The organism is Vallitalea okinawensis (assembly GCF_002964605.1).
GTDB lineage: Bacteria > Bacillota > Clostridia > Lachnospirales > PQDH01 > Vallitalea_A > Vallitalea_A okinawensis.
This window is the reverse complement of sequence record NZ_PQDH01000001.1, coordinates 656795-683428: the sequence shown is the minus strand read 5'-3', so window position 1 is coordinate 683428 and position 26634 is coordinate 656795. Positions and strand designations below refer to the sequence as shown.

Genomic DNA, 26634 nt, shown 5'->3' with positions numbered 1-26634 from the left:
TTCTGAGCAGAATATAAGCCATGTAAGTTCAATTAACATTACATGGTTTATCATATTATATTATAAATTAAGTTGGATCATGTCTGTATCAGCTATCATTCCAACAACAGGGTTATGAGGATAACGCTAAAACAATTATAAAAATTCTCTTCCTATTTATTACGAGACAATTGTTTTATACTGTAAATAACTAGTAGGATAGATTACAGCATAACGATGAATCTTAAGTGATAGGAGGAGTATGATGAGACATTATACAAGTGAACCAGGTTTTACAGAGGATTATAATAGAGTAAAAGAGTTTATTCTTCGGATTAACGAAGAGGAGCAAGTTTCCTATGGCTTCTTATGGGGGCGATGGGAATGGGCTTTTTCACTTAGTTTTCAAGATAAAGAATCTTTAGATAAGATTGGTGTTTGGGAAGATGAAGGGAAGATTGTTGCGGTAGCTACATACGAGGATAATTTAGGGTCTGCCTATTTCTTAGTTGATCCTGAGTATAGTCACCTTAAAAAAGAAATGCTGACTTATGCGGAAGAAAACCTTGCAAAAGAAGGTGAACTTAAAGTAATAATCAACAATAAAGATCGAGAGCTTCAGCGTGTTGCTGCTTTAAAAGGATATAAGCCCACAAGAGATTATGAAGCTAATGCAGTCATTGATATCCATGACGAAAACACATCTTATACTCTACCAGAAGGGTATAAAGTAGTTAGTTTAAAAGATGAATACGATTTATATAAGTATAATCGTGTATTATGGCGAGGATTTAATCACGAAGGTGAGGCACCCATTACAGAGAAAGCAATTAAAGAGCGGGAAATTAGTCTATCTGGACCTGGAGTTAATCTCTCACTGAACGTAGCAGTGGTTGCACCTAATGGTGAATTTGTTTCCTATTGTGGCATGTGGTATAGGGAAGGTACTGATTACGCCCTTGTGGAGCCTGTAGCTACTGACCCAGACTATAGAAAGATGGGGCTTGGTAAAGCGGCAGTTTTAGAAGCTGTAAAGCGATGCGGGCAATTAGGTGCTAAAAGAGCCTATGTGGGTTCTTCACAACAGTTTTATTATAATATAGGTTTTCATCCCATTCCAGCTGAAACATGGTGGGTGAAAAAGTAATGACGAGCCCCTTAGGGGCTCGTTAATTGTTTTAGTTAATATGAAGTTGATTATTGCCTATATGAGGGATTGGTATTTTTAAAGTAATACATGTACCACGTCCTTCTTTACTTAAGATTCTAAGATTAAAGGTTTCTCCATAGACTAATTTAAGACGTTGATAGGTATTGAAAACACCAATGTGCTGGAAACTTTGTCTGGTTTCATGAAGTGATGAGATTAAATCCATAAGGATATCCTTCGATAAACCTATACCTGTATCAATAATATGGATATGGAAGTGATCTTTTCGTTGAAAAGCTCGAAGTCTCAAATGACATTGGTGGTCTTTATTCTTTATACCATGATAAATAGCGTTTTCAATAAAGGGTTGTAAAAATAATTTAATGACCTTATGGTTTAAGATATTTTCTTCTATTTGAAGATCATAAGTGAACTTATCTTCATAACGAATTTGTAGTAAATGTATATAGCATTCTGTATGATGTAGCTCTTGCTTCAATGTAACTCTCTCTTCTGGTGAAGAAAGGGAGTATCTTAAAATATCTGAAAGATTCTCTAACATGGTAGAAGTATCACTAGGTCCATTGGTTGCATGGATTACTTTCCAATAAATATTTTCCAAAGTATTGTATAGAAAATGTGGATTAATTTGTGATTGGAGAGCTAGAAGTTCCATGGTTTTAAACTTGTACTGTTTCTCTGATAACTGAGTCATAAGATATTTCTGTTCAATAAATGTCTTAAGAATGTTTTCACTTATGTAAGAGTAGACATTCTTATTTTTTGGAGTAAGTGGTGGTAAGGGAGCTTCGTTTTCAGCAGCTTCTATAATAGTCAGCATATTATTGATTAATTTATAATTTTCCTTAGTTTGCTTCAAAGTTATATAAATACTAAAAGCAATAGCAATTGTTGCAGCAATAATTGCTATGATAATGATGTGGATCGGTCCTTTATAAACATCCATAAAAGGAGTTAGAGACACGTAACGCCAGCCATAATTATTAGAATCTATCTTATGTACAACGTAACGTGTGTTGTGCAATTTTGCTGAGAAAAAATCTGTATCATAATCAAGTAGTTCTCCAACTTCTGCATAAGTAAAATCGAAGCCATTATCAAAGATGATTTGTCCATCTGCATCAAAAACAAGTAAGGATTGTTGGTTTGATGTAGCTAATTGTTTTAATTGATTTTCAACATAAACAGGATCTAGATTAAATACAATTATACCTTCATCATCTATTAGGGGGCGATATAGGCTGAACACTTCCATTCCAGGATCAGAAGGAAAAAGCTTAATATTCCTTTTCTCAACCCACATATCTGTAGCATTATACTGTTTTCTATAGGATTCAAGCCAATCTAAATCATAATAGTCTTTCATGGATACTGCTAAAGAACTGGATGAATTAGAGGCAATAAAGAAATCATCAACATCTTTGAAATAAATATAGACAGAGTGAATATAGGGTTTGGCATTGACTGATGCACTAAGGAATCGATTAGCAACATCAAGAAGGTACAGCTCTGTTAGTGATATCAATTGATTATTCAAAGCTGCTTTCATTTCGGAAGAAATTGTAGGATCATAATCATAGATTAACTGGATAGTGTTGATTTCATCGAGGATTAATTCCATGTTTTCTTGAGTTTGGGTTAATATATTATGAGAGTTCTTATAAATACTAGATTCAATATAAGTTTGCATAATATTAATGGTGAAGAAAAGGAATAATGCCAATGTTACCAACTGAGGAATTAAGGTGGTTAACAGTCTTTTAATAAACAATTGTCTTCGAATAGATTTAACTTTTATTGTCATAATTTATACCTTTCATACGAAATTCTCTTGGTGTAATGCCAAAGAATTTTTTAAAACAACGTGTAAAGTTTTTGGGATTATTATATCCCAACAGATCACTGATTTCATAAGTTTTATAGCGATAGTCTACCAGTAACTCAGCAGCTTTTTCCATCCTCTTGTTGAGTAAGAAAGTGGAGAAAGTGAGACTGGTTTGTTGACTATAGAGTTTACTTAAATAATGGGTGCTCATATGAACCTTTTCAGCTGCTTTTTCTAAGTTGGCATTGGCTAAATCACTAAGAATATAATCATTAACCTCATGAATGATGTTATCATAATAAGTAGAAGGTGTTTCCTGACGTTCAATAGCTTTTTCATCTAATTCCTGTCTTAACTCATCAAATGTTATAAGAAGTTCATTATACTTGGTTGGTTTTACAATATATCGTTTTACACCAAAACGTAATGCGTCTTTGGCGTAATTAAAATCTTCATAAGCGCTGAGAAAAACCATGGTGATATTGGGCATGTTTTTATATACATATTCGGCAAGTTGTATACCATTCATGATCGGCATCCTAATATCGCATAAGATGAGTTGTATATCTGTTGTATCTAGATTAAGGTAATTAATAGCTTCAAGACCATTCTCAAATGTATCAATGACATGAAAGCCAACTTGTTGCCAAGGGAAGGATTTAGATAGACCTTTCCTAATCTGAGGTTCGTCATCTACGATAATCATATTATACATGCTATTTCCTCCAGTCCACATTATGAAAGATTTTTATATTTATATCTAGTTCTATTTCTCATTCAATATTATAATATAAACTGGCCTATCCGTCATGAAAATTGGTGATGGAAATAATGAAAGACCGATAATACCATCTAATGATACCTTTTTCTTTAGTGTAAACATGGTATGATACTTTATGATACCACAGGTTACTATAAAAACAATCAATCATTTGATAAGATATATTTGTTCTTAGATAACTTAAGAAAATAATGAGGAGGGAATGTTTTGAATAAAGTTATTGCGTTACTTCTAACGATGACGTTAGTAATAGGGGTTTTTGCTGGTTGTCAGAGTGAAAAGCCTACAGATACAAACAGTAATGATACGAAAGTCGAAGAGAAGGAGACAACTAAAGAAGACCCAAAAGAAGAAACTAAAGAGGAAGAAGCTATAACTCTACGCTATATGTGGTGGGGTGGGGATTCAAGACATGAAGCTACAATCGAAGCTGTCAAAAAGTATGAAGAACTCAATCCAAATATCAATATTAAACCTGAATACATGGGGTATTCTGGTTACTATGAAAAACTTGTTACTCAACTAGCTGGAGGTACAGCTGCTGACGTTATGCAAGTGAACGTACCTTGGTTAATCGATATTATGAGAGGTGGCGATTTACTCGTTGATCTTCATAATCAAGATGTTGTGGATTTACAACATTATGACAACACATTCTTATCAGAATTCTGTGAATATGATGGTCAACTTGTTGGTGTACCCAATGGACTAAATGCTATGTGTATGATTGCTAACAAGAGCTTTTTTGAAGAATTAGGTGTAGAGTATGATCGGAAATGGACCTGGGATGAGTTATTAACAGTAGGTGAGCAAATACATAAAGAGAATACTGATAAATATCTTTTAAATCAAGAAATAAATCAAATGTTCCAATTTGTCGTAAAAGCATATATCTATCAATTAACTGGCAACGAATTAATTTTAGATGATAAAAGTCTAGGATTTACAGAAGAAGATTTGATAAAGACCTTTGATTATGTGCAACAATTATATGCAAAAGGGGTTATTCAGCCAGCAAATGAAACCATTCTTTATGTAGCCAATGAGAACCCTACATGGATCGATGGAAATATTGGATTGCAAGTAGAGTGGCCTGCAACATTATATCGTTATATGTATGACAATACTGATTTAGACATTATTTCTCTACCTGTGCAGGAAGATGGACAAACTGAAGCAGTGGTCATGAAAGCTACGATGTTAACAAGTGTTAATAATAATTCAGAGCACAAAAATGAAGCTTTAGAGTTCTTGAATTGGTTAATGAATGATCAGGAATCAATTCAAATACTAAAAGATGTTCGCGGTGTTCCAGCATCATCAAATGCACAACAGCTTTTAGTTGAAAGTGATATGCTTAATCCTTTAATGGTTAAAGCAATTGACAATGGTCTTGCGAACCCATTTACTTCAGAGTCTGGATTTACAAATAGTTCAGATGTTAAGACTATCTTTAATGAAGCTATTGAACTATTAGCTTATAATGAAACAACACCTGAAGAAGCTGCAAAAGAAGTTATCTTAAGACTTAATGAGTATTTAAATTAGATAAAAAGGTCTCGGCTTCAATACGCAGCCGAGACTTTTTAGGAGGATTGACTTTGAAAGGGAAAAAATATGAAAAGAGACAGTGGGTTGGATTATTGTTTGTAGCACCCTTCATAATTGGGTTTTTAGTTTTTAAACTGTATCCCTTTGTGATGTCATTCAATTATTCATTCACAGAGTTTGACTTATTTGCTGGAGCTCAATATGTAGGCCTAGAAAATTACATTAAAATATTTACAAATGATCGGGATTTTTATAATTCACTTAATGTAACATTTATTTATACATTGATTTCAGTACCTTTGAAGATTGCTTTTGCATTATTTATAGCTGGTGTATTAACGACTAAAATAAGAGGTATTAATCTTTTTAGAACCATTTATTATTTACCATCCGTATTAGGAGGTAGTATAGCTGTATCAATCCTGTGGAAGTTTCTATTTGTAAAGGATGGTTTAATAAATGAATTGCTGGCAGTAATCCATCTAGGACCCATAGATTGGCTAGGATCACCGGACATAGCTCTATATACGATAAGTATGTTGACAGTATGGCAGTTTGGATCTTCCATGGTACTATTTTTAGCAGGTCTTAAGAATGTACCAGTAGATTTGTATGAAGCAGCTAGAGTAGATGGTGCTGGCAAAGTTAGGGTTTTCTTTAAAATAACCTTACCAATGATCTCACCAATTATCTTATTCAATCTTGTAATGCAGTCTATAAATGCCTTACAACAGTTTACAGCAGCCTTTGTTATTACTAATGGTGGACCCTTAAAGTCTACATATCTTTATGGAATGATGTTGTATCAACAAGCCTTCGAGTACTTAAATATGGGTTATGCTTCTGCACTATCCTGGATTTTATTTATTATCATCGTTGGGTTAACTGCTATCATCTTTAAATCCTCAAGTTACTGGACTTATTATGAAGATGGAGGTGAGTTTTAATGAAGAGTAAAAGAGTTCTAACATATTTGTTTTTAATAGCTTTAGGTATTATTATGGTTTATCCTTTATTATTCATGTTCTTTGCACCATTCAAAAGTAATGATGAGATACTAACATCCATTTCATTGTTACCTGAATCATTCTCTGAATTAGGACTTAGTGCCTATATTAACGGCTGGAAAGCTGCAGGCGATGAAACTTTTGGGGTCTTTTTCAAGAACTCATTTATGATGGTCGTACCTACGGTAATCTTTACAGTCTTATCAAGTAGTTTAGTGGCTTATGGGTTTGCGAGATTTAAATTCCCATTTAAAAGAATATTATTTACATTGATGATTTCTGCTATCATGCTACCTAAGACAGTTATCATTATCCCCAGCTATTTACTATTCAAAGATTTTGGGTGGCTAGACACTTATTTACCTTTTATTGTACCTGCATTGTTTGCATGTAACTCCTATTTTATTTTTCTATTTGTCCAATTTTTTAGAGGATTACCTAAGGAGTTAGATGAAGCAGCAATTATTGATGGATGTAATGTTTTTCGTGTTTATACTAAAATTATCTTGCCATTAAGTAAACCAGCTATGATGTCAGCAGGTATCTTTAGTTTCATATGGACTTATAATGATTTCTTTAATTCGTTGATTTACTTAAACAGTGTAAGTAAGTATACAGTCTCTCTTGGGTTAAAAATGAGTATTGATACCCAGGGGGGAACCATAGCATGGAATGAGATAATGGCCATGTCTGTGTTAGCCATTATACCACCGACTATGATTTTCTTTTTAGCTCAGAAGTACTTCGTTGAAGGTATTTCCACATCTGGACTTAAGGGTTAAAAGATTTTTATTGAATAATATAAGAGCTAATTATAATCATTAGGATTCTAATTAGCTCTTACTTATTGACTATGTAGTTAAAATAGATATCATTTACTTGCTATCAAAGTCGATTTCTTTGCTTTCTTTTAAATAATCAGTTAGGAAGTTAATATTCCATCTGAAACAAGGTCCTTTATAATGGTGATATTTGCTTGGTAAGTCACTAGCTTTTAAATTATCTGAATCCTTTAGATTTTCTTTTACTAATGTTATGATTGTTTCAATATACTCAATCTGCTCGCTAATTTGCTCTTTACTACAAATTGGTCCATGGCCTGGGATAAAGTGTTTAATTTCACTATGTAAAAGTGTACGTAGCTCCTTTATTAATTTGATTGGGTCTCCTGCACCAAGATAGGGATGTTCGTCAATGAATAATAAATCACCAACAAAGGCAACACTTTTATCTAGAGTTGTAGCTATTATATCCCCATGGGAGTGAGCCGTCGGTATAACCCTTAAATCAATACTGTCTAATGAACCATGAATAGACAAGTTATCTTTAAATGTTACGTTTGGGTTTATAAGTTTACATTCAGGATGATTGAGATTCTTATAGATAATTAAGAAATTATTAGTATCCAAAATGTCGTCACGATTTGTTAAGGTATTTAATTTGTCATCTAAATCTCTTATTTCCTTATCATAAAGATTCTCTTCTAGCTTTATTTCCTCATTGTTCTCAATAAACTTTGGGTATGCAATCTCCGAACTGATGATAGTCGTTTGATCTGGGAATACGCAATTGCCTAAGTAATGATCAATATGGCTGTGACTATTGATAATAATAAAGTTAGTACAGTTCGTAATATTGATAATAGCTTGTTTAAGTTCTTTTGCTGCTTCAATTGAAAGAAAGGTATCAAAAACAACAACCTTGTCTCCTAAGTTAATGAAGCCCGCATTACCCATGCATAAATCATTAGTTTTAATTGCTGCATAAACGTTTTCAGTAACCCTGTATAGATTAAAATAATTAGATGCTAATACATGTTTAAACAATTCTATCAACTCCTTAAATATGGTATCATACCCTTAATATAATTCCATTGATTAGTTTTCGGAATCAAATATTCTAAGCTTAATAAAAACATGATCGTACTGGTTTAGGCATAGAGTGAGTAATATAATCTAGTTAATATATTCTTCATAATATACATAAAACCTCTAAAAATAGTAATAATATTATTAATATTTTTTAGTTAATCAAACTTCTATGCTATGTGATAATCAAGCCATTTTAGGTATCTTTAAAAAAATAAAGTTATTGCCTTTAGAATTGTATAAAAATTTCAAATACATTTACTTTATTATAATTATTGACATACCTTAATGAAACTGATATACTATCATTTGTCAGCAAGCAACAGGATAAGTATCACTCATAAAGGGGTATAGTTCAGTTGGTAGAACGTCGGTCTCCAAAACCGGATGTCGTGGGTTCAAGTCCTACTGCCCCTGTTTGTTTATATGGCCCAGTGGTACAGTTGGTTAGCACGCCGGCCTGTCACGCCGGAGGTCGAGGGTTCGAGTCCCTTCTGGGTCGTTTAATTCTCATCCCAGTGAGAATTAATATATAGTATTTTAAAGCTTAGCTCTCCTAAAATTTCATTGGTTATGAATTCTCATAACATTAAAATAAGGATAACTACACTTTAAAAAGTCTACAATGACATTGATCCTTAAGCGCAACTAATTTTTCTAAGCAGTGTAATAATTACAATTCAAGGAAAATAAGTTTTGCTAAAGGCTAAAAATCATCTTGGGCGCATAGCTCAGCTGGGAGAGCACCTGCCTTACAAGCAGGGGGTCACAGGTTCGAGCCCTGTTGCGCCCACTTTATTATTTAACAAAAGTTAATAATGAACTATATGGCGGAGTAGCTCAGATGGCTAGAGCATACGGTTCATACCCGTAGTGTCGGCGGTTCGATTCCGTCCTCCGCTACTACTTATCCACATTCTGTAATCAGAATGTGGATATTTTTATGTTTAAAAGAAAAATATTCAGATAAATCAATCTATATCTGTGGATAACAATCACTATAGTTTATATTTTAATTGGAAATAGTAAAAAATGTACAAATAGCACAATGATACAATTTCAATCATTTTCTATAGATGTCTCTGGAAATAGGAAGGAATAGGGGATAAGAACGTTCTTATTACCTAGTTCTTTTTAGATATAAAAACAAGAAAATATGAAAATTATAGACATTGTGCATAAAAGATACTTTAAAATAAAAACTATATTGACATATTTATCTAGGTGGTGCTATAATGGGCTAGTAGAAATACCTCAAAAAAAATGTTGATTTGAGTATTTCTACTCTATTTTACATAATAATGAAAACGTTCTCATTAGGGGGTGAGCAATGTCGGTCACAATATTAGATGTTGCAAAGGTTGCAGGTGTCTCTAAAGCAACAGTTTCGAGAGCATTTACTAATCCAGAGAAAGTAAAACCGCAAACTTTACAGAAGATTCTGGAAGTGGCGAAAGAGCTTAATTATTCACCGAATGCAATTGCTAGAGCAATGAAAACAAATCGAACAGGTAATATAGGCTTTATTGTATACGCAGAGCAAAAGCCTATCATTTCAAATCCCTTCTATGCTCTTGTATTAGAAGCGGTTATTGAAACAGCAAATAAGATCGGTTACAGTCTATTTATCTCAACAGATCAAGATATTACTTTACCTACGGGTGAAATCATGTTGCAGAAAAAAGTAGATGGTGTAATTTTGGCAAGTCAGATTGATAGTAAAACAGTACTGACTTTTAGAAAAAATAAGGTTCCAGTGGTATTATTAAATAATTATATGGATCTAGATGGACTACATTGCGTTATTAATGATGAGTATTACGGTGCACATCAAGTAGTAGAGCATCTCGTTAGAAGAGGTCATAAAAGGATAGGTATCCTTTCTGGTCGTTACAATCCTTTTATATGTAACCATCGTTATAATGCCTATGTGGATGTACTAAAAGAAAATGGTATAGAATTGAATTATGATTATGTACATAGTGTGGAACCTAATTTCCAGGATGTATATGCAGCAGTTAAGAACTTACTCATACAAAAGCAAAGACCTACCGCACTCTTTTGTAACAGTGATATGATTGCCATATACGCTATGAAGGCGCTTATAAGAGAAGGTGTAAAAATTCCAGATGATATAGCTGTTGCAGGTTTTGATGATAACTACTACTGTACCGTTGTTGAACCTGAACTTACCTCAGTTCATGTTGATCGTGAAATGATGGGGACAGCAGCAGTTAATATTTTGCACAAACTAATGTGCGGTGAAGAGGTAGAAGAAAAAACAGTCATTACAAAACCGAAACTTATTATAAGAGGCTCTACATAGTAAGAATATTAATAATATTCAAAAAAGATATTTGTAGTTGTGAATAGAATACTTCATGATTATTAATATAATACAATGTGAGGAGATAGGATATTATGAATAAAACACTAAAAAGACTAACAGGATTTGTGTTAGTATGTATCATGATGTTTTCACTAGTTGGATGTGGGGAAAAGACTGAGAAAACTTCAAAAGGAGAAGAATTTCCAACAAAACCAGTAACGATTGTTGTACCATGGGGAGTAGGTGGCGGAGTAGATGTCTTCGCAAGAAAAGTTGCATCTTATGGTGAAAAGTATTTAGGACAACCTGTTATCGTTGAAAACAGAACAGGGGGAGCAGGAACAGTTGCTATGACTTCTTTTGTCGGCGATCCAGATGATGGTTATACTATGATTGCAGCAAATGGTCCATTATTTTCATTAACTCCAAATTTCCAAAAGGTACAATATTCATTAGATGATATTACACCTTTAATTGGTATTCGTACAGTTGCATTTGTGGCATTAACAAATCCAGAGAAGTCTGGTCTAAGCACAATAGAAGATATTAAGGCATATTCAGATGCTGGTAATACAATCAAGTATGCAACAACTGGTGGACCAGGTAATGATGGCTATACAGTTTTAGCAGTTTTATTTGAGAAATTAGGTGTGAATGCAGAAGCAGTACCATTTGATGGTGGACTAGATGCTATAAATGCTTTAGTTGGCGGTCATGTTGATGTAAGTATCGGATCACCTCCAGTATATGCTGAATATGTAAAGTCAGGTCAATTAGTTTCTTTAGGAACGTTTGTACCAGAGACAATTGAAGTAGACGGTCTTGAGCCTCAATTATCTTTTAGAGAGCAAGGTATCGACATGGACTTTACTGGTCTAGATTACTTTGCAGTACGTAGCTCAGTAGATACTGAGAAGCAAGAAGTACTTACTCAATTCATCAAAGATGTTTATGCAGACCCTGAATTCCAAGAATTCATGAAAGAGTTAGACTTACCTCCATTCGAAGCAGGTGCAGATGAATTGTTAGAGATCGTTGCTAAACAAACAGAAGATATGAATGAGTATGTTGAATTAATCAAGTAAAAGAGTAACATTTATCAGAAAGTTGAGGGGTAGTGGGGACTACCCCTTTCTTTAAAAGGAGGCAGGGACATGAAGATTAAATATAATTCAGACATCATTTCTGGTGGACTCTTTGCCATACTTGCAGCTGTCATTTGGTTGCTGATACCTTCTCAGATACAGACCATGGAAACGACAGCTGTAACGGCGCAGACAATACCCCGTATCGTCATTGGCGGTATGTTCATTTTTTCACTTGTTTTATTATTACAAGGTCTTTTTATGACGCCAAAGAAAAGTGTTTACATTGATAAGGCATTCTTTCAATCTGAAAAATTCAAAAAGGAAATGAAGTCCATTTTATTTGCTGCTATATTAATCGTCTTTTGTTTTTTAATTAGTACAATCGGATTTATAATATCTTCCTTACTCTTAGTAGTAGCAATTTTAGTTTTTTATGGCGCAAGAAAGTGGTATTATTATGCTATATCTATGTCAACAGTGGCTTTAGTTTACTTTATTTTTAAGATCGTTTTATCTGTAAATTTACCATAAGGGGGGATTAATATGGAGAATTTCTTAGGAGGATTACAAGAACTAATGACTTGGGGAACCTTTATTATTATCCCCGTAGGTTTGATGTTGGGTATTATCGTAGGATCAATACCTGGTCTTACTTCAGATTTAGGAATTATTTTGTGTATTCCATTGACATATGGCTTAGATCCTATTCCGGCTATGTTAATGCTATTAGCTATATATTGTGGTGGTACATACGGCGGTTCCATAACAGCGATTCTAATAAATACACCCGGAACATCGGCTAATGCAGCAACTTTGTTCGATGGTTACCCCATGACTCAAAAAGGTCAAGCTTATAAAGCATTGTCAATGGCAATTATAGCATCAACTATTGGTGGTATATTTAGTGCACTTCTTTTACTTTTTGCAGCGCCACAGATTGCAAAAGTAACATTACTTTTTGGACCACCTGAGTATTTAGCTTTAGCTGTATTTGGTTTATCCATTATTGCAGGTGTTTCTAATGATAATATTTTTAAGGGGCTTATAGGTGCCTGCCTTGGTATATTTGTAAGTAGCATCGGAATGGACAAATTAAGTGGAACCATGCGTTTTACCTTTGATAATTATAATCTATTTAAGGGGATACCTTTAATTATTGCTTTAATTGGTCTCTTTGCAATATCTGAGATTATGATGAAGTCTCAGTATAACCCAAAGACTGATGCAGCTAGTCTGAAAAGTTTCAGTATTGATAAACAAAAAATCACCAAAGAAGAATTCAAACGTTGCATTAAGCCTATTTCCATTGGTTCATTAATAGGTTCAATTATTGGTGCTACACCTGGTACTGGTGGTGGCCTAGCAGCCTTTGTCAGTTACGATCAAGTGAAACGCCATTCAAAACATCCAGAGACATTTGGTAAAGGTGAGATTGAAGGGGTGGCTGTTACGGAAGCTGCCAATAACGGTGCAACAGGTGCTACAATGATACCTTTATTAACATTAGGTGTACCTGGAGATGGTGCAACTGCTATTTTACTTGGTGCATTAATGGTTCATGGAATGGTACCTGGTCCAACTTTATTTGTTGAGCAAGGTAATATTATGTATGCTATTATGCTTGGATTAATTGTAGTTAATGTATTCATGTACATCATGGGTAAGTACTTTATCCGCTTCTATGCAAAGATTACGAAGATACCATATGAACTGTTAGCAACCATGGTTATTGTCTTTTGTATAGCAGGAGCATATTCGACTAACAATGCCATTTATGATGTATTCATTATCATTGGTTTTGGTATACTGGCATATTTCTTACGTCGAATGAATTTTCAGCTGGTTCCTATTTTACTTGGAATTGTTTTAGGACCGTTAGCCGAAATGAATTTCCGCCGTGCTTTGGTCATGTCTGATGGTAGTTATTCTATCTTTGTTACAAGACCGATCAGTGCATTTTTTATCTTCATTGCTATAGCTTCCTTTGTACTATTCTTCTTTAAAGGAAATAAAGGGAAAAGAAAAAAAGGTGCTCAGAAAGTAGAGAGTAAAGCATAAAGGAATATTAAATGACTATTAAAGGGAGCTTTTCATGCAAAAGCTCCCAAAAAAATTTAAAAAATGTTGACAACACCGAAAAAATTAGGTAAAATGAATAAGCATTCTTAAAAAAAGCAAACAAACATAGGGGTATAGTTCAGTTGGTAGAACGTCGGTCTCCAAAACCGGATGTCGTGGGTTCAAGTCCTACTGCCCCTGTTATAGACTTTAAAAAGTCTACAATGACATTGATCCTTAAGCGCAACTAATTTTTCTAAGCTGTGTAGATAATTACAAAGCAAGCAAAATAAGTTTTGCTAAAGGCAAAAAGTCATCTTGGGCGCATAGCTCAGCTGGGAGAGCACCTGCCTTACAAGCAGGGGGTCACAGGTTCGAGCCCTGTTGCGCCCATTTAATAATTCTAATAGCTTGAATAAAAGTTAATATGGCGGAGTAGCTCAGATGGCTAGAGCATACGGTTCATACCCGTAGTGTCGGCGGTTCAATTCCGTCCTCCGCTATTTAAAATCCACATGAATAATTCATGTGGATTTTTTGAGCTGAACATTTTCTTTTATTATATACGTTGTTATTACATTAAGAATACCTATCCCTTATAGTTTACTATTAACGGATTGAACCTTTTGTTCCATAGTAGCATGTTGATCACGTCTATCATCAATTTTAATATTGGTCATAACTCTTGAAGCGCCTGCTGCAAAAGGAACTTCATGCATATCATTAATGCAACTCATGATTTCTACAAGATCGCCTTCAATAATTGTACCCATTGGTGTTAGTTGATAGTTAAGATTAGAATTCTTTAATCGTTCATGGCATTTAGCAACATATGAACTCAGAGATGTACTAGCTGTACCAAGAGGTACAATGCTTATTTCAACGATAGCCATTCATAACAACTCCTTGCGTTTGATTATCTTTTAAGTTGATTATAGAGGATTTTTTATAGTAGAGCAAGGCTTAGAAAACAACTGCAATTAGTATATTTTTAACTATATATGATGACTCTATAAGAAAGTGATAATTTACGGCAGGACTCAATCCATGTTATAAAGTCATTGAAAGATCTTATATTAGGATATAAGTTTATTCATTATATCGCGTTACATATTCATCGGTTGGATATGGCAGGAAAGGAGTCGTGTTATGCAAATTTTATTTGATAATTATTATTATAAAGAAGATGTGAATACTACGTTTACATATGACTTTGAAGTTCCTAAAGGTGCAGAACGTATTGAAGTCTTTATTGAAGTTGAACAACCTCCTAAACCAAACCATGGGCGTCCAGACTTAGTTGGAGTTGGACTTAAACATAAGGAGAAGTTAAGAGCCTGGAATTGTACTCATAGAAAGTATTTAATGCTTACAGAGGAGTTTGGTACTCCAGGTACTTTACCTGGAGAGATTGAAGAAGGAAAATGGCAACTTGTTGTCTTTCCACGAACTAAAAATGAAATACAAAGGGTACGGGTTGTTGCCAAGGTTGTTATTACTTTAAAACACTATCGTTTTGTTGCAGGGGATACCCATATGCACACGGTACATAGTGATGGACGTTTATCCATACCAGAAACCATACAAAGTGCTAAAGAGGTTGGATTAGAATTTATCTTTATCACGGACCATAATATTGCCAGTGCTAACCAATCCTTACCATGTGATCAAGAGATTCTCGTTGCACCAGGAGTTGAATATGGACTTGAGGCTGGGCACGTTGGCATGTTAGGAGTAGCAACCCCTATAGAAGATTTCACTTGGGACCCTCAATGGGAATGTTATGAGTGGCATTTAAAAGAAGCAAAGGAAAAAGGGTGTGGCATAGGGATTAATCATCCCTTTTGTAATGACTCACCATGGTTAAAGGATTTTGAACAACCTGTGGATTGGATAGAAATTTGGAATGGTATGTGGCGACCTGTAAATGAAAAAGCTGTACAATGGTGGCATCAACAATTGTTACAAGGTAAGAAAATACCTGTAGTTGGTGGCAGTGATTGTCATGGACCGGGCATTTTTCGGGGGCATGGCATACCAACGACTCATCTCTATACCCAACAACTAACGACAGAAAGCTTAGTAGAAGCTATGAAAAATGGCAAGGTTTACATAACCCTTAATAATCAGTGTCCCAAATTAAATCTTTATACTGAACATAATGTTTTGGGAGATACTACTTTAGATAGAGAAGTACATATAGAATTAATGAATCTTAATATAGGAGATGTACTTCATGTCATAACCAATGAAAATGAAGAAATTATTCTATTAGAAGATAGAGCATATTGTAAAAAAGTCATTATCCAGAATGAAAAGTTTGTTAGGATTGAAGTCAAACGCTTATTAGAGTTTAATGAAGATGGGTTTGATTGTGAAGGATGGGTAACCATTTTATTAAGTAATCCAATTTACTTTGCAGGAGGTAATGGGAATGAGTAATAAGAGGAATAAAAATAACAATACACAGATACTAAGAATGCATGATATTGAGGTAATTCTCATACATCCTAAAGTAAAGGGAGATATAATAAGTTTAATCGCGTCATTAAAAGAATTGGATTTTTATGTTGAACTATTGAATGAAAAGGTTGGAATAAGAAGTTTAATGGAAAGCATTTTAAAGAAGTGGCATCTTAAAATAGACCAAATAGCAATATTAACCATGGACTACGATGAGTTATTACTAGCAAAAGAATTAGGACTAGGATATCGAATATATATACCATCAAATGAAGACGATTATAAGGTTTTAAAAGAAGCACATATCCTTATAAATACCTGTGAACAGCTGGTTTTCAGTAAATAAGGTCAATCCTGTAGCCAAATGGCAATTCTCATGGTTTACAGCTCATCCTTATAACGGTTATAATAAAAAGTAACTTGAGAGAGGGAGAGGGATTGGGTGTGAGGAAAAGATTCTTGTTACTTGGAATTGGCTTATTATTGATTATATTGACTGGATGCAATGAGAAACCTCTCAATAATAATGAATCAAAAAATCCTCTAATAGAAGGAGAAGAGGAGATTAATAGCCAAAAAAGACCTGTAGAGATATTAACTGCTGTAACAGGAGGAAAAGATTTTGAAGAAAATGAATTGTGGGAGCAAGAAGTTGAGAGGCTTTCTGGTATAGCCATTAACATACGTAAAATTTCAGGATCCAGTTATAATGCTAAAGTAACAACTACAGTTGCAGCAGGTGAAAATGTAGATCTCATTTATATGAACACGGATATATTTGAATCTCTGTATCAGCTTCATTTGTTTATGCCATTAACTGAGCAAATAATGAACTCATCTGTATTAGGTGATTTCTCTCTTATACCATTAGAGGAATGGAATCGAATACGAGCTGATGATGGTGAAATATATGCCGTCTTTAACAAATATGAAGGTGGGCGATTACCACTGATCCGTTGGGATTGGTTGGAGAATTTAGGATTAGAAGCTCCACAAAATATGGAAGAATACTATCAAGTGTTAAAGGCTTTCACATATGATGATCCAGATGGCAATGGTATAGATGATACCTACGGCATCACATCTAAGAATATCTATGATATTCAACCATTTATGGGTTCTGCTGGATTGGTAGATGGCTATGCAAAAGAAGAAGATGGTGATTGGTATATACCCTATGCAACCCAAGAGGCTATTCCGGTATATGAATGGTTAGCCAAGCTGTATAAAGAAGGTATTTATGATCCCAATTTTGCTACTAATAGTAGTTCTAATTGTAGAGAAGCGGTATTAACTGGACGGGTGGGCTTGTTTGTCTATTGGGATAATTGGACTGGTATATTTAATCAAAAAGCTATATCAACAAATCCAGATACTCCTTTTGAAATTCGTGGTATCCAACCGCCAGTTGGGCAAAATGGAGAAGCCAGCCTAACAAAAGGACAAGATGGTCTTTGGGTTATTCCTACATACAGTGAAGAGAAGGAAAGTGCATTTAAGTTTTTGGAATTTCTGCATACTTATGAAGGGACGATAGTCTGTACATTAGGTATAGAGGGGTATGATTACGAAAAAAAGGATGGACAATATATTCTTACTGATATTGGAAGAAGTCATGCCATGGATCATGGGATCGTTCAACCTAAATCACAAAAATGGACATTACCTATTGATGCACCAAAAAATTATCTGCAAAGTAAAGAGATTATCTTAAGCTATGGAAAAAATGAGGTTATTCGATCAACCAGTAAAGCAGCAGAAGAGATTGTTACTAAATACGCTGTCAAAGCTATTCTTGGTAGCATCAGTAGTGAAGAAGCAGTTCAGGCTATGCAAGAAGAATTGGCGTTAAGAGGTTATATTGATTAATACATGTTATATAGCCCCCAGTATTCCATCAAGGAGCACTGGGGGCTTTTACTTATAATTTTCGACGATATTCTCCTGGTGTCATTCCTTCGTATTTTTTGAAATAGCGATTAAAACTTTGATCATTGTTGTAACCTACTAAAAAAGAAATCTCTTTGATGGTATGGGTCCTTTGTTGGAGTAGTTCTTTAGCTTTTTTTATACGATATTTGTTTAAGTACTCGATATAAGTCAATCCGGTTTGCTCTTTGATTTGCTTTCTTAAATATGAATAACTAATGTTCATCTCTGTGGATAAAACTGTCAAATCAAGATTATGATCATTATAATTATCTTTGATGTATTGAAGTGAACGATCAATAATACTTAAATTCTTACCTTGGTCTTCTTGAATCAAGATGATCTTTAAATAGAGATCCATCAATACCTTTTTTAACGCTATCAAACTTTCCTGTTCAGAGACTAACTTGTACATGGATGAATGATCATCACCTAAAACCCTTGAAAACCTTAAAAGGTGTATCGATAAGTAATTATAAGTCCGTGTAATTAATGGAGAAAGTATTGTCATAACGTAATCATTTGTTACATCGCCTTTCTCTTTAATAGAAGCAAATAATTGGTCAAGGCAGGATTCTATTTCTTCTAAATGATTGAGCTCAAGTTGGTTGATTACCCTAACGAAAAGCTCTTCATAAGAGTTTTCGGGGTGAATAGCTGGATTGAGTAAGTGGCTATAAATAATACTTTCTTTACCATATGAAATACGATAATCCAATGTGGATAAGGCATTTAGATAGCCATCTCTTAAATCAGGTATACCATTGATAAGGGGGCTGACACCAAAAGAAATAGTACGGTTAAACTGCTCTGATATCATACTTTGAGCAGCTTTTAGTATATTATCCATATAGACACCCTCTAGTTGAGTAGCATCACCATTTACTAAAAACACAATTTTATCTTGCTCTAGCATAGCACCTTTACTCAGAAATACTTCGTTAAAGAGTGTTTCAATCTGTCGTAGAAATAATTGTTTGAAGTAAAATTGTTCTTTATAACTATGTTTTGCAATGAATTCATCATAAGAATCAATCGATAGTAATACACAGAGGAAAAACTGCTCTGATTGAAAGAGGGAAGTTGTATCTGTCTTTCCTTTGATTAATTGAAGAACTTTTGCTTCATATATGTTCTCTTGTTGATTATTCAGTTGTTCCTTAATGGCTTTATCATCTTCAATAATCTTATTAACCACGTTTTTAATATAATCTAATTCATTTCCTCTGGAATCTATAGTTGGTATGGGATAGGTTGTCAGGTTATTCAAGGTATTCTTAATGGGAACATACAGTTTATTTGATATTCCAAAAGATAAGATCAGGCCACCTAATAAAATAACCGTAGAAACCACTAATACAGTGATCTGGTACTGCACAATAGTTGCCATAACATCGTTTATAGGTGTTATGGTGGTTAGAACCATCCTTCTTCTATCATAATAGGTGGAGTTAATTAAAAATTTATCTTGTTCATGTGTATAAGTTAGCATGTCTTTAGGGTAATTCGCCTCTTCTAAAAAAGCGTGGATACCTACAATGAAAGCATCTGGATCATTTGTCCATTCTTTCATATCGTTGCTTGCAATAAGACTGCCATTCATATCCATCAAAAACACAAAGTCTTCTGTAAGGGGGATCAATTGCTTCTCATAGATATTAAAAATAATGATTCCTTTAGTTTGTATAGAACCCGTATCCATGGGATAAGCCATTGTTACCACGGGTGAGCTGATGTCCCGATCGATATCAACGTAGGAGTGATTATTATCAATAGGTTGTCTTGATGGTAATATGGTTAATTGAGTAATGTCTTCTAAGCTATCAACCCAAGAGGTATCAAAAAACTCATCTATCGATACACTTTCACCACCTGAAGTAATGATATAGTCGGCTGTTGGATTATACAGATAAACGGAATGAATATAGTCCTCTGTTGCTTCTAATTGGGTACAGTAAAACCTAAAATCCATTAAGTGCTCTATATATTCTATTGATCTTTGCTGACCAGAATTCTGCATGACCATCATATCTTCAATTATCGGATCAATGGACAAGGCTAGAAGATTTTTTGTTGATTTCTCTAATATTTTATCCACATCTTTTTGGAGTAAATTTAAATGTTTAGTGGTGGACTCATATATTTTTTGCTTCATAACATCTGAAATGTTGTAATGGTAGAAAAAAGTATATATGGATGTTGGAACTACTAGGAATAGAATCAAACACAAAAATAGTTGTTTAAACAATATGCCCTTCTTCTTCATGTTAATCCCCCTAAAACTTATTCATTTTGTTCAATAACATTTTAACTGATTATAGTTTGTAAACAAGCTATGTTTTATTTTAACATAATCCATAGTCAAATAGACCATGACTTTGACTCATTACATTAACTTTTGGTTTTGAACCTTTAAAGAAGGAGTTTGCCGAAGGCTACTCTTTATCTTTCAGATGATTAATCCCATAATAATGCATGAGAGGACCACGTAGGACTCTTGCTGTGATCACAGAAAATGAAAAGAGAATGAGGAGGATAATCATGGGAGGTTATATGAAGAAATTTTTAGCTCTATGTATGGTTACTATACTTACATTAGGAATAGTAGGATGTGGAGCAGATGAAGCAGCAAAATCAGAGAATGAAGGAAAACAAGAAAACAAACAGACGGCAGAAGGTACAAAAAATGAATCAGAAGAAGTAAAAGAAGAACCAAAGCAGGAGAGACCTGTTAAAATGCTTACAGCTGTAGTTGGTGGTAATGACCCAGATGAGATGGAACTTTGGAATCAAGAAGCTGAAAGATTATCTGGTATTCAATTGGAAGCGGTTCGTGTAGCTGGTGATGAATACGATACGAAGATAACAACAACATTAGCTGCTGGTGAAGAAATCGATATTCTTTATATGAATACCGATATATTTGAAAAATTATTACCTCTTAACGCATTTGAACCTTTAACAAGCCGCATTGAAGAGTCTGAAGTTTTAGGTAATCCGGAAATAATTGATCCAAAAGAATGGGAGCGTATTCGTCGTGATGATGGTGAAATTTATGCTGTTTTCAATAAATATGAAGGTGGACGCTTACCATTAGTTCGAAAAGATTGGTTAGATCAATTAGGATTGGATGAACCTCAGGACTTAGACGGATATTATGACATGCTAAGAGCATTTACGTTCAACGATCCTGATGGTAATGGGCAAGATGATACTTATGGATTTACATTGAAAAAAACCTATGATATCCAGCCTTTCATGGGAACAAAAGGCCTAGTGGATGGTTATGATGTAGATGAAAATGGTCAGCTGTTTGTTCCATATGCAACAGAGGAGGCCATTGAGGTTTACGATTGGTTAGCAAGATTATATGCTGAAGGTATTATGGATCCTAACTTCCCAACAAATGGTAGTTCGGACTGTAGAGAAATGATATTAACAGGACGTGCTGGTTTAATGGTTTACTGGGATAACTGGACTGGTTTATTCAATGATAAGGCATTAGCAGAAGATCCTAATACATCTTTCGAAATATATGGTTTAGAGCCTCCTAAAGGAGCAAATGGTGAAGGAAGTATAACAACTGGTCAAGATGGGCTATTCACTCTATTAAACTACAGTGATAATAAAGATTGGGCTTTTAAATTCTTAGAGTTCTATCATACTTATGAAGGAAATATTCTAAGTACTTTAGGTATAGAAGGTCATGATTATACTGTTGAAGATGGTAAGTACGTATTAACAGAGATTGGTGAACAACATAGTATGGACCATGGTGTTGTAGTAGCAAAATCTTCACAATGGGTTAACCCAGTGAAGATCCCTAAAAATTATGAACAATCTAGAGACGTAGTATTAAATTACGGTCAACCAGAACTGATTAATGCAAACAGTAAAGCAGCTGAAGAAATCGTTGATAAATTTATCATTAAAGCTATTCTAGGTGAAATTACAGGAGAAGAAGCTGTTGCTAGTATGCAAAAAGAACTAAAGGGAAAAGGACTTATTGATTAGATAAACAGGGTGGCGATAGCCACCCTTACTAGGAGGTGATGGAATGACTCACATAGATTTAAAAGTAAAAGAATCTAAGAAGATATCTTTTTGGGGTTCCGTAATTAGTGATTTTAAACGCAATCAAAGTATTTATGCCTTATTAATACCCGCTTTCATATTTTGTATTCTATTTTATTATTATCCACTATTCAGGGGCTTTATCATCAGTATTCAAGATTATGCTTTGATTGGGGAGAGTTCTTGGGCAGGGTTAACCCACTATAAAGAAATTTTAACAGACATGGATTTTTGGAGATCTTTAAAGAATACTTTAGTTATTGGTGGAGGAAACTTGTTTTTTGGTTTTATTATTCAAGTTCTTTTAGCATTACTCCTTAATGAAGTCATGCAAAATAAGTTAAAACGCTTTGTTCAAACAATTATCTATACTCCAAATCTATTTTCTTGGGTAGCCATTAGTGGTATCTTTATCAGTATATTGGCTCCTGATATCGGTATGGTCAACATGGCTTTAAAACAAATGGGATTAGACACCATCAATTTCATGACAAGTGAAAAATGGATCACAGCCATATTTTGGTTTCTAAATACCTGGAAGACAGCAGGATACGGTTGTATCATTTATTTAGCTGCGTTAACGAATATTGATCCTTGTTTATACGAGGCGGCGAGAATTGATGGAGCGGGGCGACTAAAGCAAGTTTTGCATATCACCATACCGGGATTATATCCAACAATGAAGGTCGTATTAATGCTTAACTTAATTGCATCCTTACGTATGTTTAGTCAATCCTTTATTTTAACGAACCCATCTGTTGTTGATAAAACAGAAGTTGTCATGACTTATACCTATAAATTAGGTTTACAAAACTTTAGGATGGACTATGCATCAGCTGTAGCTGTGGTCATGCTTGGTATTATCGGTGTATTAACATTGTTTTATCAATTCGTAGTCAAAAAGACTGAAAGATAGGAGGAAGAGAGATGAACATACAATCACAAATTGATCGAACCAAAGGGCGTCAAATTTTTGAGATAGTCAATATCTTGTTTTTATTTTTAGTGGTTGCTTCAATGGTTATTCCTTTACTGAATACATTTGCTCTATCTTTCTCATCTGATATGGGATCAATGAGTCCTACCATTGTATTATGGCCTAAGGAATTCAGTATAGAGGGTTACGTAACCTTATTTGAGCAAGTGAAGATCGCAAAACCCATTATTAACAATATCGTTGTTACTATAGCAGGTACTTTCCTGCATGTATCTTTATGTACCTTAACAGGATATGCATTGTCCAAAGAAGATTTTGGTGCAAAGCGATTCTTTGTAGCTTTCATACTCATTACCATGATGGTACCCTTACAAAACATAATGATTCCACTGTACTTATTATATAAGCAACTACACTTAATCAATAGTTTATGGGCTATCATCGTAACCAACATGATTACAGGGTATACGGTAATGTTAATGAAAAATTTCTTTGAGAGTATTCCTAAGTCTTTAGGTGAAGCGGCATATATCGATGGAGCCAAAGAATTAGATTTGCTTTTTAGAGTTTATTTACCATTAGCAAAGCCTGGTCTAGCTACAGTAACACTTTTTCAATTCGTTGAAAAATGGAATCACTTCATGGAATCCGTAATTTTCATAAGTGATCCTAAGAAGTATACTCTGCAAGTAGCTTTAAAAGGTCTAGTTGTAGATAGCGATGCTTCATCATCAGCAACTTTCATAACAAAGAATGCTCAAATGGCAGGTGTTGTTATCGCCATTATACCTTTATTACTGATATATCCCTTTTTACAAAGATATTTCTTATCCGGTTTGATGTTAGGATCAACAAAGGGTTGATATTCATGAATGTTTCATTGAAGTATAAAAAAACGGATACACTTGCTTACTATCCTTTTCCATTCGAGGTACCAAAAGATACTGAGCGAATAGAAATAATCGTTAGAAATGACTCGAAGATCAATGGTATAGATATATCACTTGAGTCACCTGAAGGATTTCAGGGGTGGAGTGGTGGAACGTTGTCACAGATTATTATTGCTTCTGATTTTGCCTCAGAGGGTTATTTTCCAGGTATTCAGGAAGGACAATGGCAACTACTCATAGGTTTAGCTAAACTATATGAAGACAACAGTATAGAGGCGGAGATTATCTGTCATCAACCTGATACTCGGTGGTTAGCTGGTGATCTACATATGCACAGCATCCATAGTGATGGTATATATACAGTACCTGAAGTAATGAATCATGTTAAAGAAGCTGGATTAGATTTTATGGCACTTACAGATCATAATGCTATGAGCGGTCACCATGAACTTTCACATAATATTGGACTTATTCATATACCTGGAGTAGAGTTAACTTCCTACTATGGTCATGCTAATGTATGGAACATTGAGGAGCCTTTAAAGAATGTCATTTTTAATAATGACGATGAATTGACACGTATTATTAAATCTCTACCTGCTACTGCGATGTTATCTATTAATCATCCTTTTTTTAAAGATACTTGGAAGTTATCTTTAAACCACCCATTTACACATATTGAGGTATGGAATGCTTTTTGGGATCAAGGGAACTACGACTGCATTCAATGGTGGCACGATGTCCTATGTGAAGGGCGAAAGCTTATTGCTGTTGGAGGAAGTGATGCCCATGGTAAGCACCCAGATAAATGGTTTGGTTATCCAACCACACGTGTTAAGTCAGATTCTCTTACAAAAGAAGGTATTCTAGAAGGACTTAGGGAAGGTAAAGTATGCATTTGCTATTCTCCGAAATCACCATATCTGGAATTTATAAAAAATAGTGAAAAGGTAAGTATTCTTATCCACCAATTTTCTCCCTGTAAATTACGTCTATTTACGGATAAAGGGCTCTTAAGTGAAGAAATATTAATGGAATCATCTGTGCATGATTATACTTTTGAAGGATACCGATTTATACGAGGGGAACTTTGGCAACTTGAAGAAAACATACCATTTGCAATCTCCAATCCACTATGGTTTTAGAAGTGGAACTTAAAAGGAAAGCTTTGCCCAGATCTAAACATTTAGAATCTTGACAAAGCTTTTTTTAGCTTATTAGAGTTTATTAGGCTAATCGAGGTTAACTTGATTAATGTCCAAGACACGTATGGAATCCGTTATACTTTTTTCCATGGCTAATTTGCCATACTTATCGACTTGGTTTTTATCCTTTGGTCCATGGGAGAGTGAAGCAGGACCACAGATACAACCACCTTTACAAGCCATACCTTCTATAAAATTACCTTTAAGTTTATTGAAGGTAGCTATCTTCAAGTGTCGATCGCATTCTTTTAGACCGTCACCTAGTACAGGGGTTACTGTCAAGTCTAACTTAAGCTCCTTTGCAGCTTGGGTTACTGCATCGGATAGTCCCCCTGATCTTGCAAAAATACGACCGAAATAGGAAGCGTTATCGAGAAGACCATCTTCGCAATCTTCAACTGCTATCTGATGGGCATCCAATAATGCTTGGAGTTCTTCAAAGGTTAAGACATAGTCCACATCTTCAGCATATTTCTGCTGCTCCATTTTTTTAGCGATACAAGGGCCGATAAAAACAATTTTGGCTCGTGGATCTGTTTTTTTTACCAGTCTTGCAGTTGCTATCATAGGAGAAATAGCAGTGGATATATGATCTTTATAATCAGGATAATTTTTTTCAATATAATCTACAAATGCAGGACAACAGGAACTTGTTAGCCATTCCTTTTCGGGCAGTTCTTTAGCTAAATGCTTTGTTTCATGGAAGGCTACTAAATCAGCACCAAGAGCTACTTCAATAACACTGTGAAAGCCTAGCTTTTTGATACCGGTCACTACTTGGTTTATTCTGGCATAAGTGAATTGACTGGAAATAGCAGGTGCAATTAAAGCGTATACTTTAGCATCTGAATCCTTCTTATTTTTTAATAGGCGTATGACATTGGTAATATAAGATTGATCCATGATAGCACCAAATGGGCACTGAAATACACAAGCACCGCATTGCACACAATGATCTTCATTAATTGAAGCTTTCTTGCTTTCAGAATCATAAGTAATAGCGTTAGCTTCACATGCACGAATACAAGGCCGTTGTACTTCTGCAATAGCATTAAATGGGCAAACTTCAGCACATTTACCACATTCTCGACATTTCAAAGGGTCGATGATAGCTCTTTGACCGACAATAGATATAGCGCCAAAGGGGCATACATCTTTGCATTTATGGGCTAAGCAGCCTCGACATGCTTCTGTTACAGTATAACGATCAACTGGGCATTCATCACAGGCTAAAGGGATGACCTCAATGTGGGTTGGTTGAGTTTGATCCCCTTTCATAGCTAGTTTAATCCGCTCATTGATGATGGCCCTCTCTTTATAGATACAACATCTTGTTTCAGCTTGAGGTCCAGGAATTATTTTTTCAGGAATATCCAATAGATCTTCTTCTAAAGAATCCTGGAGAGTGGAGTGTGCGACTTCTTTAAGTACTTTATACTTGGTATACTGAACGTAATTTTCAAATTTCCGCATACATAC

The 26634-nt window shown here is 34.6% G+C and carries 21 protein-coding genes and 7 tRNA genes; 22 read left to right on the top strand and 6 right to left on the bottom strand.

Annotated features, from left to right (window positions below):
• Window positions 1-244 precede the first annotated feature (244 nt).
• The gene (locus C1Y58_RS03185) at window positions 245-1126 is read left to right on the top strand and encodes a GNAT family N-acetyltransferase (protein ID WP_157949922.1); all 882 of its coding nucleotides are present in this window, start codon (window positions 245-247) and stop codon (window positions 1124-1126) included.
• A 31-nt stretch (window positions 1127-1157) separates the two neighbouring features.
• Here C1Y58_RS03185 and C1Y58_RS03180 read toward each other — a convergent pair whose 3' ends face one another.
• Together C1Y58_RS03180 and C1Y58_RS03175 are read right to left on the bottom strand one after the other, a co-directional pair.
• Window positions 1158-2954 (bottom strand): cache domain-containing sensor histidine kinase, encoded by a 1797-nt coding sequence (locus C1Y58_RS03180; RefSeq protein ID WP_105614530.1) that lies wholly within the window; start codon window positions 2952-2954, stop codon window positions 1158-1160.
• On the bottom strand, window positions 2938-3690 hold the full coding sequence (locus C1Y58_RS03175; protein WP_105614529.1) for a response regulator transcription factor: 753 nt from the start codon (window positions 3688-3690) through the stop codon (window positions 2938-2940). The genes C1Y58_RS03180 and C1Y58_RS03175 overlap by 17 nt, the downstream gene beginning before the upstream one ends.
• 273 nt (window positions 3691-3963) lie before the next feature.
• On the opposite strand from C1Y58_RS03175, the gene C1Y58_RS03170 reads away from it, so the two are divergent.
• The 3 genes from C1Y58_RS03170 to C1Y58_RS03160 are packed head-to-tail and all read left to right on the top strand — an operon-like array spanning window position 3964 to window position 7096.
• Window positions 3964-5304, top strand: a complete 1341-nt coding sequence (locus C1Y58_RS03170) for an ABC transporter substrate-binding protein (RefSeq protein ID WP_105614528.1) — start codon at window positions 3964-3966, stop codon at window positions 5302-5304.
• 53 nt (window positions 5305-5357) lie between these two features.
• Window positions 5358-6254 (top strand): carbohydrate ABC transporter permease, encoded by an 897-nt coding sequence (locus C1Y58_RS03165; RefSeq protein WP_242985320.1) that lies wholly within the window; start codon window positions 5358-5360, stop codon window positions 6252-6254.
• Window positions 6254-7096: a carbohydrate ABC transporter permease gene (locus tag C1Y58_RS03160; RefSeq protein WP_105614527.1), complete on the top strand. Its 843-nt coding sequence runs from the start codon at window positions 6254-6256 to the stop codon at window positions 7094-7096. The genes C1Y58_RS03165 and C1Y58_RS03160 overlap by 1 nt, the downstream gene beginning before the upstream one ends.
• 93 nt (window positions 7097-7189) lie before the next feature.
• On the opposite strand, the gene C1Y58_RS03155 is transcribed toward C1Y58_RS03160, so the two are convergent.
• On the bottom strand, window positions 7190-8140 hold the full coding sequence (locus C1Y58_RS03155) for an MBL fold metallo-hydrolase (RefSeq protein ID WP_105614526.1): 951 nt from the start codon (window positions 8138-8140) through the stop codon (window positions 7190-7192).
• 386 nt (window positions 8141-8526) lie between these two features.
• On the opposite strand from C1Y58_RS03155, the gene C1Y58_RS03150 reads away from it, so the two are divergent.
• The 11 genes from C1Y58_RS03150 to C1Y58_RS03100 all read left to right on the top strand — a co-directional run bounded on the left by C1Y58_RS03150 (window position 8527) and on the right by C1Y58_RS03100 (window position 14160).
• Window positions 8527-8599: transfer RNA gene (locus C1Y58_RS03150), tRNA-Trp, on the top strand.
• Window positions 8600-8610: 11 nt separating this feature from the next.
• Window positions 8611-8684, top strand: a tRNA-Asp gene (locus C1Y58_RS03145).
• Window positions 8685-8902: 218 nt separating this feature from the next.
• Window positions 8903-8975: transfer RNA gene (locus C1Y58_RS03140), tRNA-Val, on the top strand.
• Between the two features lie 36 nt (window positions 8976-9011).
• Window positions 9012-9085 (top strand) — tRNA-Met (locus C1Y58_RS03135).
• Window positions 9086-9512: 427 nt separating this feature from the next.
• Window positions 9513-10508: a LacI family DNA-binding transcriptional regulator gene (locus C1Y58_RS03130; RefSeq protein WP_105614525.1), complete on the top strand. Its 996-nt coding sequence runs from the start codon at window positions 9513-9515 to the stop codon at window positions 10506-10508.
• 95 nt (window positions 10509-10603) lie between these two features.
• Window positions 10604-11596, top strand: a complete 993-nt coding sequence (locus tag C1Y58_RS03125) for a tripartite tricarboxylate transporter substrate binding protein (RefSeq protein ID WP_105614524.1) — start codon at window positions 10604-10606, stop codon at window positions 11594-11596.
• A gap of 69 nt (window positions 11597-11665) precedes the next feature.
• Window positions 11666-12130: a tripartite tricarboxylate transporter TctB family protein gene (locus C1Y58_RS03120; RefSeq protein ID WP_105614523.1), complete on the top strand. Its 465-nt coding sequence runs from the start codon at window positions 11666-11668 to the stop codon at window positions 12128-12130.
• Between the two features lie 12 nt (window positions 12131-12142).
• Complete coding sequence (locus C1Y58_RS03115; protein WP_105614522.1) at window positions 12143-13657, top strand: tripartite tricarboxylate transporter permease; 1515 nt, start codon at window positions 12143-12145, stop codon at window positions 13655-13657.
• A gap of 128 nt (window positions 13658-13785) precedes the next feature.
• Window positions 13786-13858 (top strand) — tRNA-Trp (locus tag C1Y58_RS03110).
• A gap of 119 nt (window positions 13859-13977) precedes the next feature.
• Window positions 13978-14050 (top strand) — tRNA-Val (locus C1Y58_RS03105).
• 36 nt (window positions 14051-14086) lie between these two features.
• Window positions 14087-14160 (top strand) — tRNA-Met (locus C1Y58_RS03100).
• Between the two features lie 93 nt (window positions 14161-14253).
• Here C1Y58_RS03100 and C1Y58_RS03095 read toward each other — a convergent pair.
• Window positions 14254-14550 carry an MTH1187 family thiamine-binding protein gene (locus C1Y58_RS03095; RefSeq protein ID WP_105614521.1) on the bottom strand — a complete coding sequence of 99 codons (297 nt, stop codon included), beginning with the start codon at window positions 14548-14550 and terminating at the stop codon, window positions 14254-14256.
• Between the two features lie 256 nt (window positions 14551-14806).
• Between C1Y58_RS03095 and C1Y58_RS03090 the strand changes: the two genes are divergently transcribed.
• The 3 genes from C1Y58_RS03090 to C1Y58_RS03080 all read left to right on the top strand — a co-directional run bounded on the left by C1Y58_RS03090 (window position 14807) and on the right by C1Y58_RS03080 (window position 17989).
• Window positions 14807-16099 (top strand): CehA/McbA family metallohydrolase, encoded by a 1293-nt coding sequence (locus C1Y58_RS03090; protein WP_105614520.1) that lies wholly within the window; start codon window positions 14807-14809, stop codon window positions 16097-16099.
• Window positions 16092-16466 (top strand): hypothetical protein, encoded by a 375-nt coding sequence (locus tag C1Y58_RS03085; RefSeq protein ID WP_105614519.1) that lies wholly within the window; start codon window positions 16092-16094, stop codon window positions 16464-16466. Before C1Y58_RS03090 ends, C1Y58_RS03085 begins: the two co-directional genes overlap by 8 nt.
• A gap of 98 nt (window positions 16467-16564) precedes the next feature.
• A complete protein-coding gene (locus tag C1Y58_RS03080) occupies window positions 16565-17989 on the top strand; it encodes an extracellular solute-binding protein (protein ID WP_157949921.1) in 1425 nt (474 codons plus the stop codon).
• 52 nt (window positions 17990-18041) lie between these two features.
• Here the strand turns inward: C1Y58_RS03080 and C1Y58_RS03075 are convergent, their stop codons facing one another.
• Window positions 18042-20315: an AraC family transcriptional regulator gene (locus C1Y58_RS03075; RefSeq protein WP_105614517.1), complete on the bottom strand. Its 2274-nt coding sequence runs from the start codon at window positions 20313-20315 to the stop codon at window positions 18042-18044.
• Between the two features lie 275 nt (window positions 20316-20590).
• Between C1Y58_RS03075 and C1Y58_RS03070 the strand changes: the two genes are divergently transcribed.
• From C1Y58_RS03070 to C1Y58_RS03055, 4 genes are read left to right on the top strand one after another with little or no spacing between them, the layout of a single operon-like run.
• Window positions 20591-22063 carry an extracellular solute-binding protein gene (locus tag C1Y58_RS03070; protein WP_157949920.1) on the top strand — a complete coding sequence of 491 codons (1473 nt, stop codon included), beginning with the start codon at window positions 20591-20593 and terminating at the stop codon, window positions 22061-22063.
• Between the two features lie 43 nt (window positions 22064-22106).
• On the top strand, window positions 22107-23039 hold the full coding sequence (locus tag C1Y58_RS03065; RefSeq protein WP_105614515.1) for an ABC transporter permease subunit: 933 nt from the start codon (window positions 22107-22109) through the stop codon (window positions 23037-23039).
• A gap of 11 nt (window positions 23040-23050) precedes the next feature.
• Window positions 23051-23923 (top strand): carbohydrate ABC transporter permease, encoded by an 873-nt coding sequence (locus C1Y58_RS03060; protein WP_105614514.1) that lies wholly within the window; start codon window positions 23051-23053, stop codon window positions 23921-23923.
• A 5-nt stretch (window positions 23924-23928) separates the two neighbouring features.
• Entirely contained in the window at window positions 23929-25095 is a 1167-nt protein-coding gene (locus C1Y58_RS03055) for a CehA/McbA family metallohydrolase (protein WP_105614513.1), read from the top strand.
• Window positions 25096-25182: 87 nt separating this feature from the next.
• Here C1Y58_RS03055 and C1Y58_RS03050 read toward each other — a convergent pair whose 3' ends face one another.
• Window positions 25183-26628, bottom strand: coding sequence for a 4Fe-4S dicluster domain-containing protein (locus C1Y58_RS03050; protein ID WP_105614512.1), 1446 nt, complete (start codon window positions 26626-26628; stop codon window positions 25183-25185).
• Window positions 26629-26634 lie beyond the last annotated feature (6 nt).

Bases quoted from the DNA above. Each gene is read 5' to 3' on its own strand.
- C1Y58_RS03185 (WP_157949922.1), top strand. From the start codon at position 245: ATGAGACATTATACAAGTGAACCAGGTTTTACAGAGGATTATAATAGA.
- C1Y58_RS03180 (WP_105614530.1), bottom strand. From the start codon at position 2,954: ATGACAATAAAAGTTAAATCTATTCGAAGACAATTGTTTATTAAAAGA.
- C1Y58_RS03175 (WP_105614529.1), bottom strand. From the start codon at position 3,690: ATGTATAATATGATTATCGTAGATGACGAACCTCAGATTAGGAAAGGT.
- C1Y58_RS03160 (WP_105614527.1), top strand. From the start codon at position 6,254: ATGAAGAGTAAAAGAGTTCTAACATATTTGTTTTTAATAGCTTTAGGT.
- C1Y58_RS03130 (WP_105614525.1), top strand. From the start codon at position 9,513: ATGTCGGTCACAATATTAGATGTTGCAAAGGTTGCAGGTGTCTCTAAA.
- C1Y58_RS03125 (WP_105614524.1), top strand. From the start codon at position 10,604: ATGAATAAAACACTAAAAAGACTAACAGGATTTGTGTTAGTATGTATC.
- C1Y58_RS03120 (WP_105614523.1), top strand. From the start codon at position 11,666: ATGAAGATTAAATATAATTCAGACATCATTTCTGGTGGACTCTTTGCC.
- C1Y58_RS03115 (WP_105614522.1), top strand. From the start codon at position 12,143: ATGGAGAATTTCTTAGGAGGATTACAAGAACTAATGACTTGGGGAACC.
- C1Y58_RS03095 (WP_105614521.1), bottom strand. From the start codon at position 14,550: ATGGCTATCGTTGAAATAAGCATTGTACCTCTTGGTACAGCTAGTACA.
- C1Y58_RS03090 (WP_105614520.1), top strand. From the start codon at position 14,807: ATGCAAATTTTATTTGATAATTATTATTATAAAGAAGATGTGAATACT.
- C1Y58_RS03085 (WP_105614519.1), top strand. From the start codon at position 16,092: ATGAGTAATAAGAGGAATAAAAATAACAATACACAGATACTAAGAATG.
- C1Y58_RS03075 (WP_105614517.1), bottom strand. From the start codon at position 20,315: ATGAAGAAGAAGGGCATATTGTTTAAACAACTATTTTTGTGTTTGATT.
- C1Y58_RS03070 (WP_157949920.1), top strand. From the start codon at position 20,591: ATGGGAGGTTATATGAAGAAATTTTTAGCTCTATGTATGGTTACTATA.
- C1Y58_RS03065 (WP_105614515.1), top strand. From the start codon at position 22,107: ATGACTCACATAGATTTAAAAGTAAAAGAATCTAAGAAGATATCTTTT.
- C1Y58_RS03060 (WP_105614514.1), top strand. From the start codon at position 23,051: ATGAACATACAATCACAAATTGATCGAACCAAAGGGCGTCAAATTTTT.
- C1Y58_RS03055 (WP_105614513.1), top strand. From the start codon at position 23,929: ATGAATGTTTCATTGAAGTATAAAAAAACGGATACACTTGCTTACTAT.
- C1Y58_RS03050 (WP_105614512.1), bottom strand. From the start codon at position 26,628: ATGCGGAAATTTGAAAATTACGTTCAGTATACCAAGTATAAAGTACTT.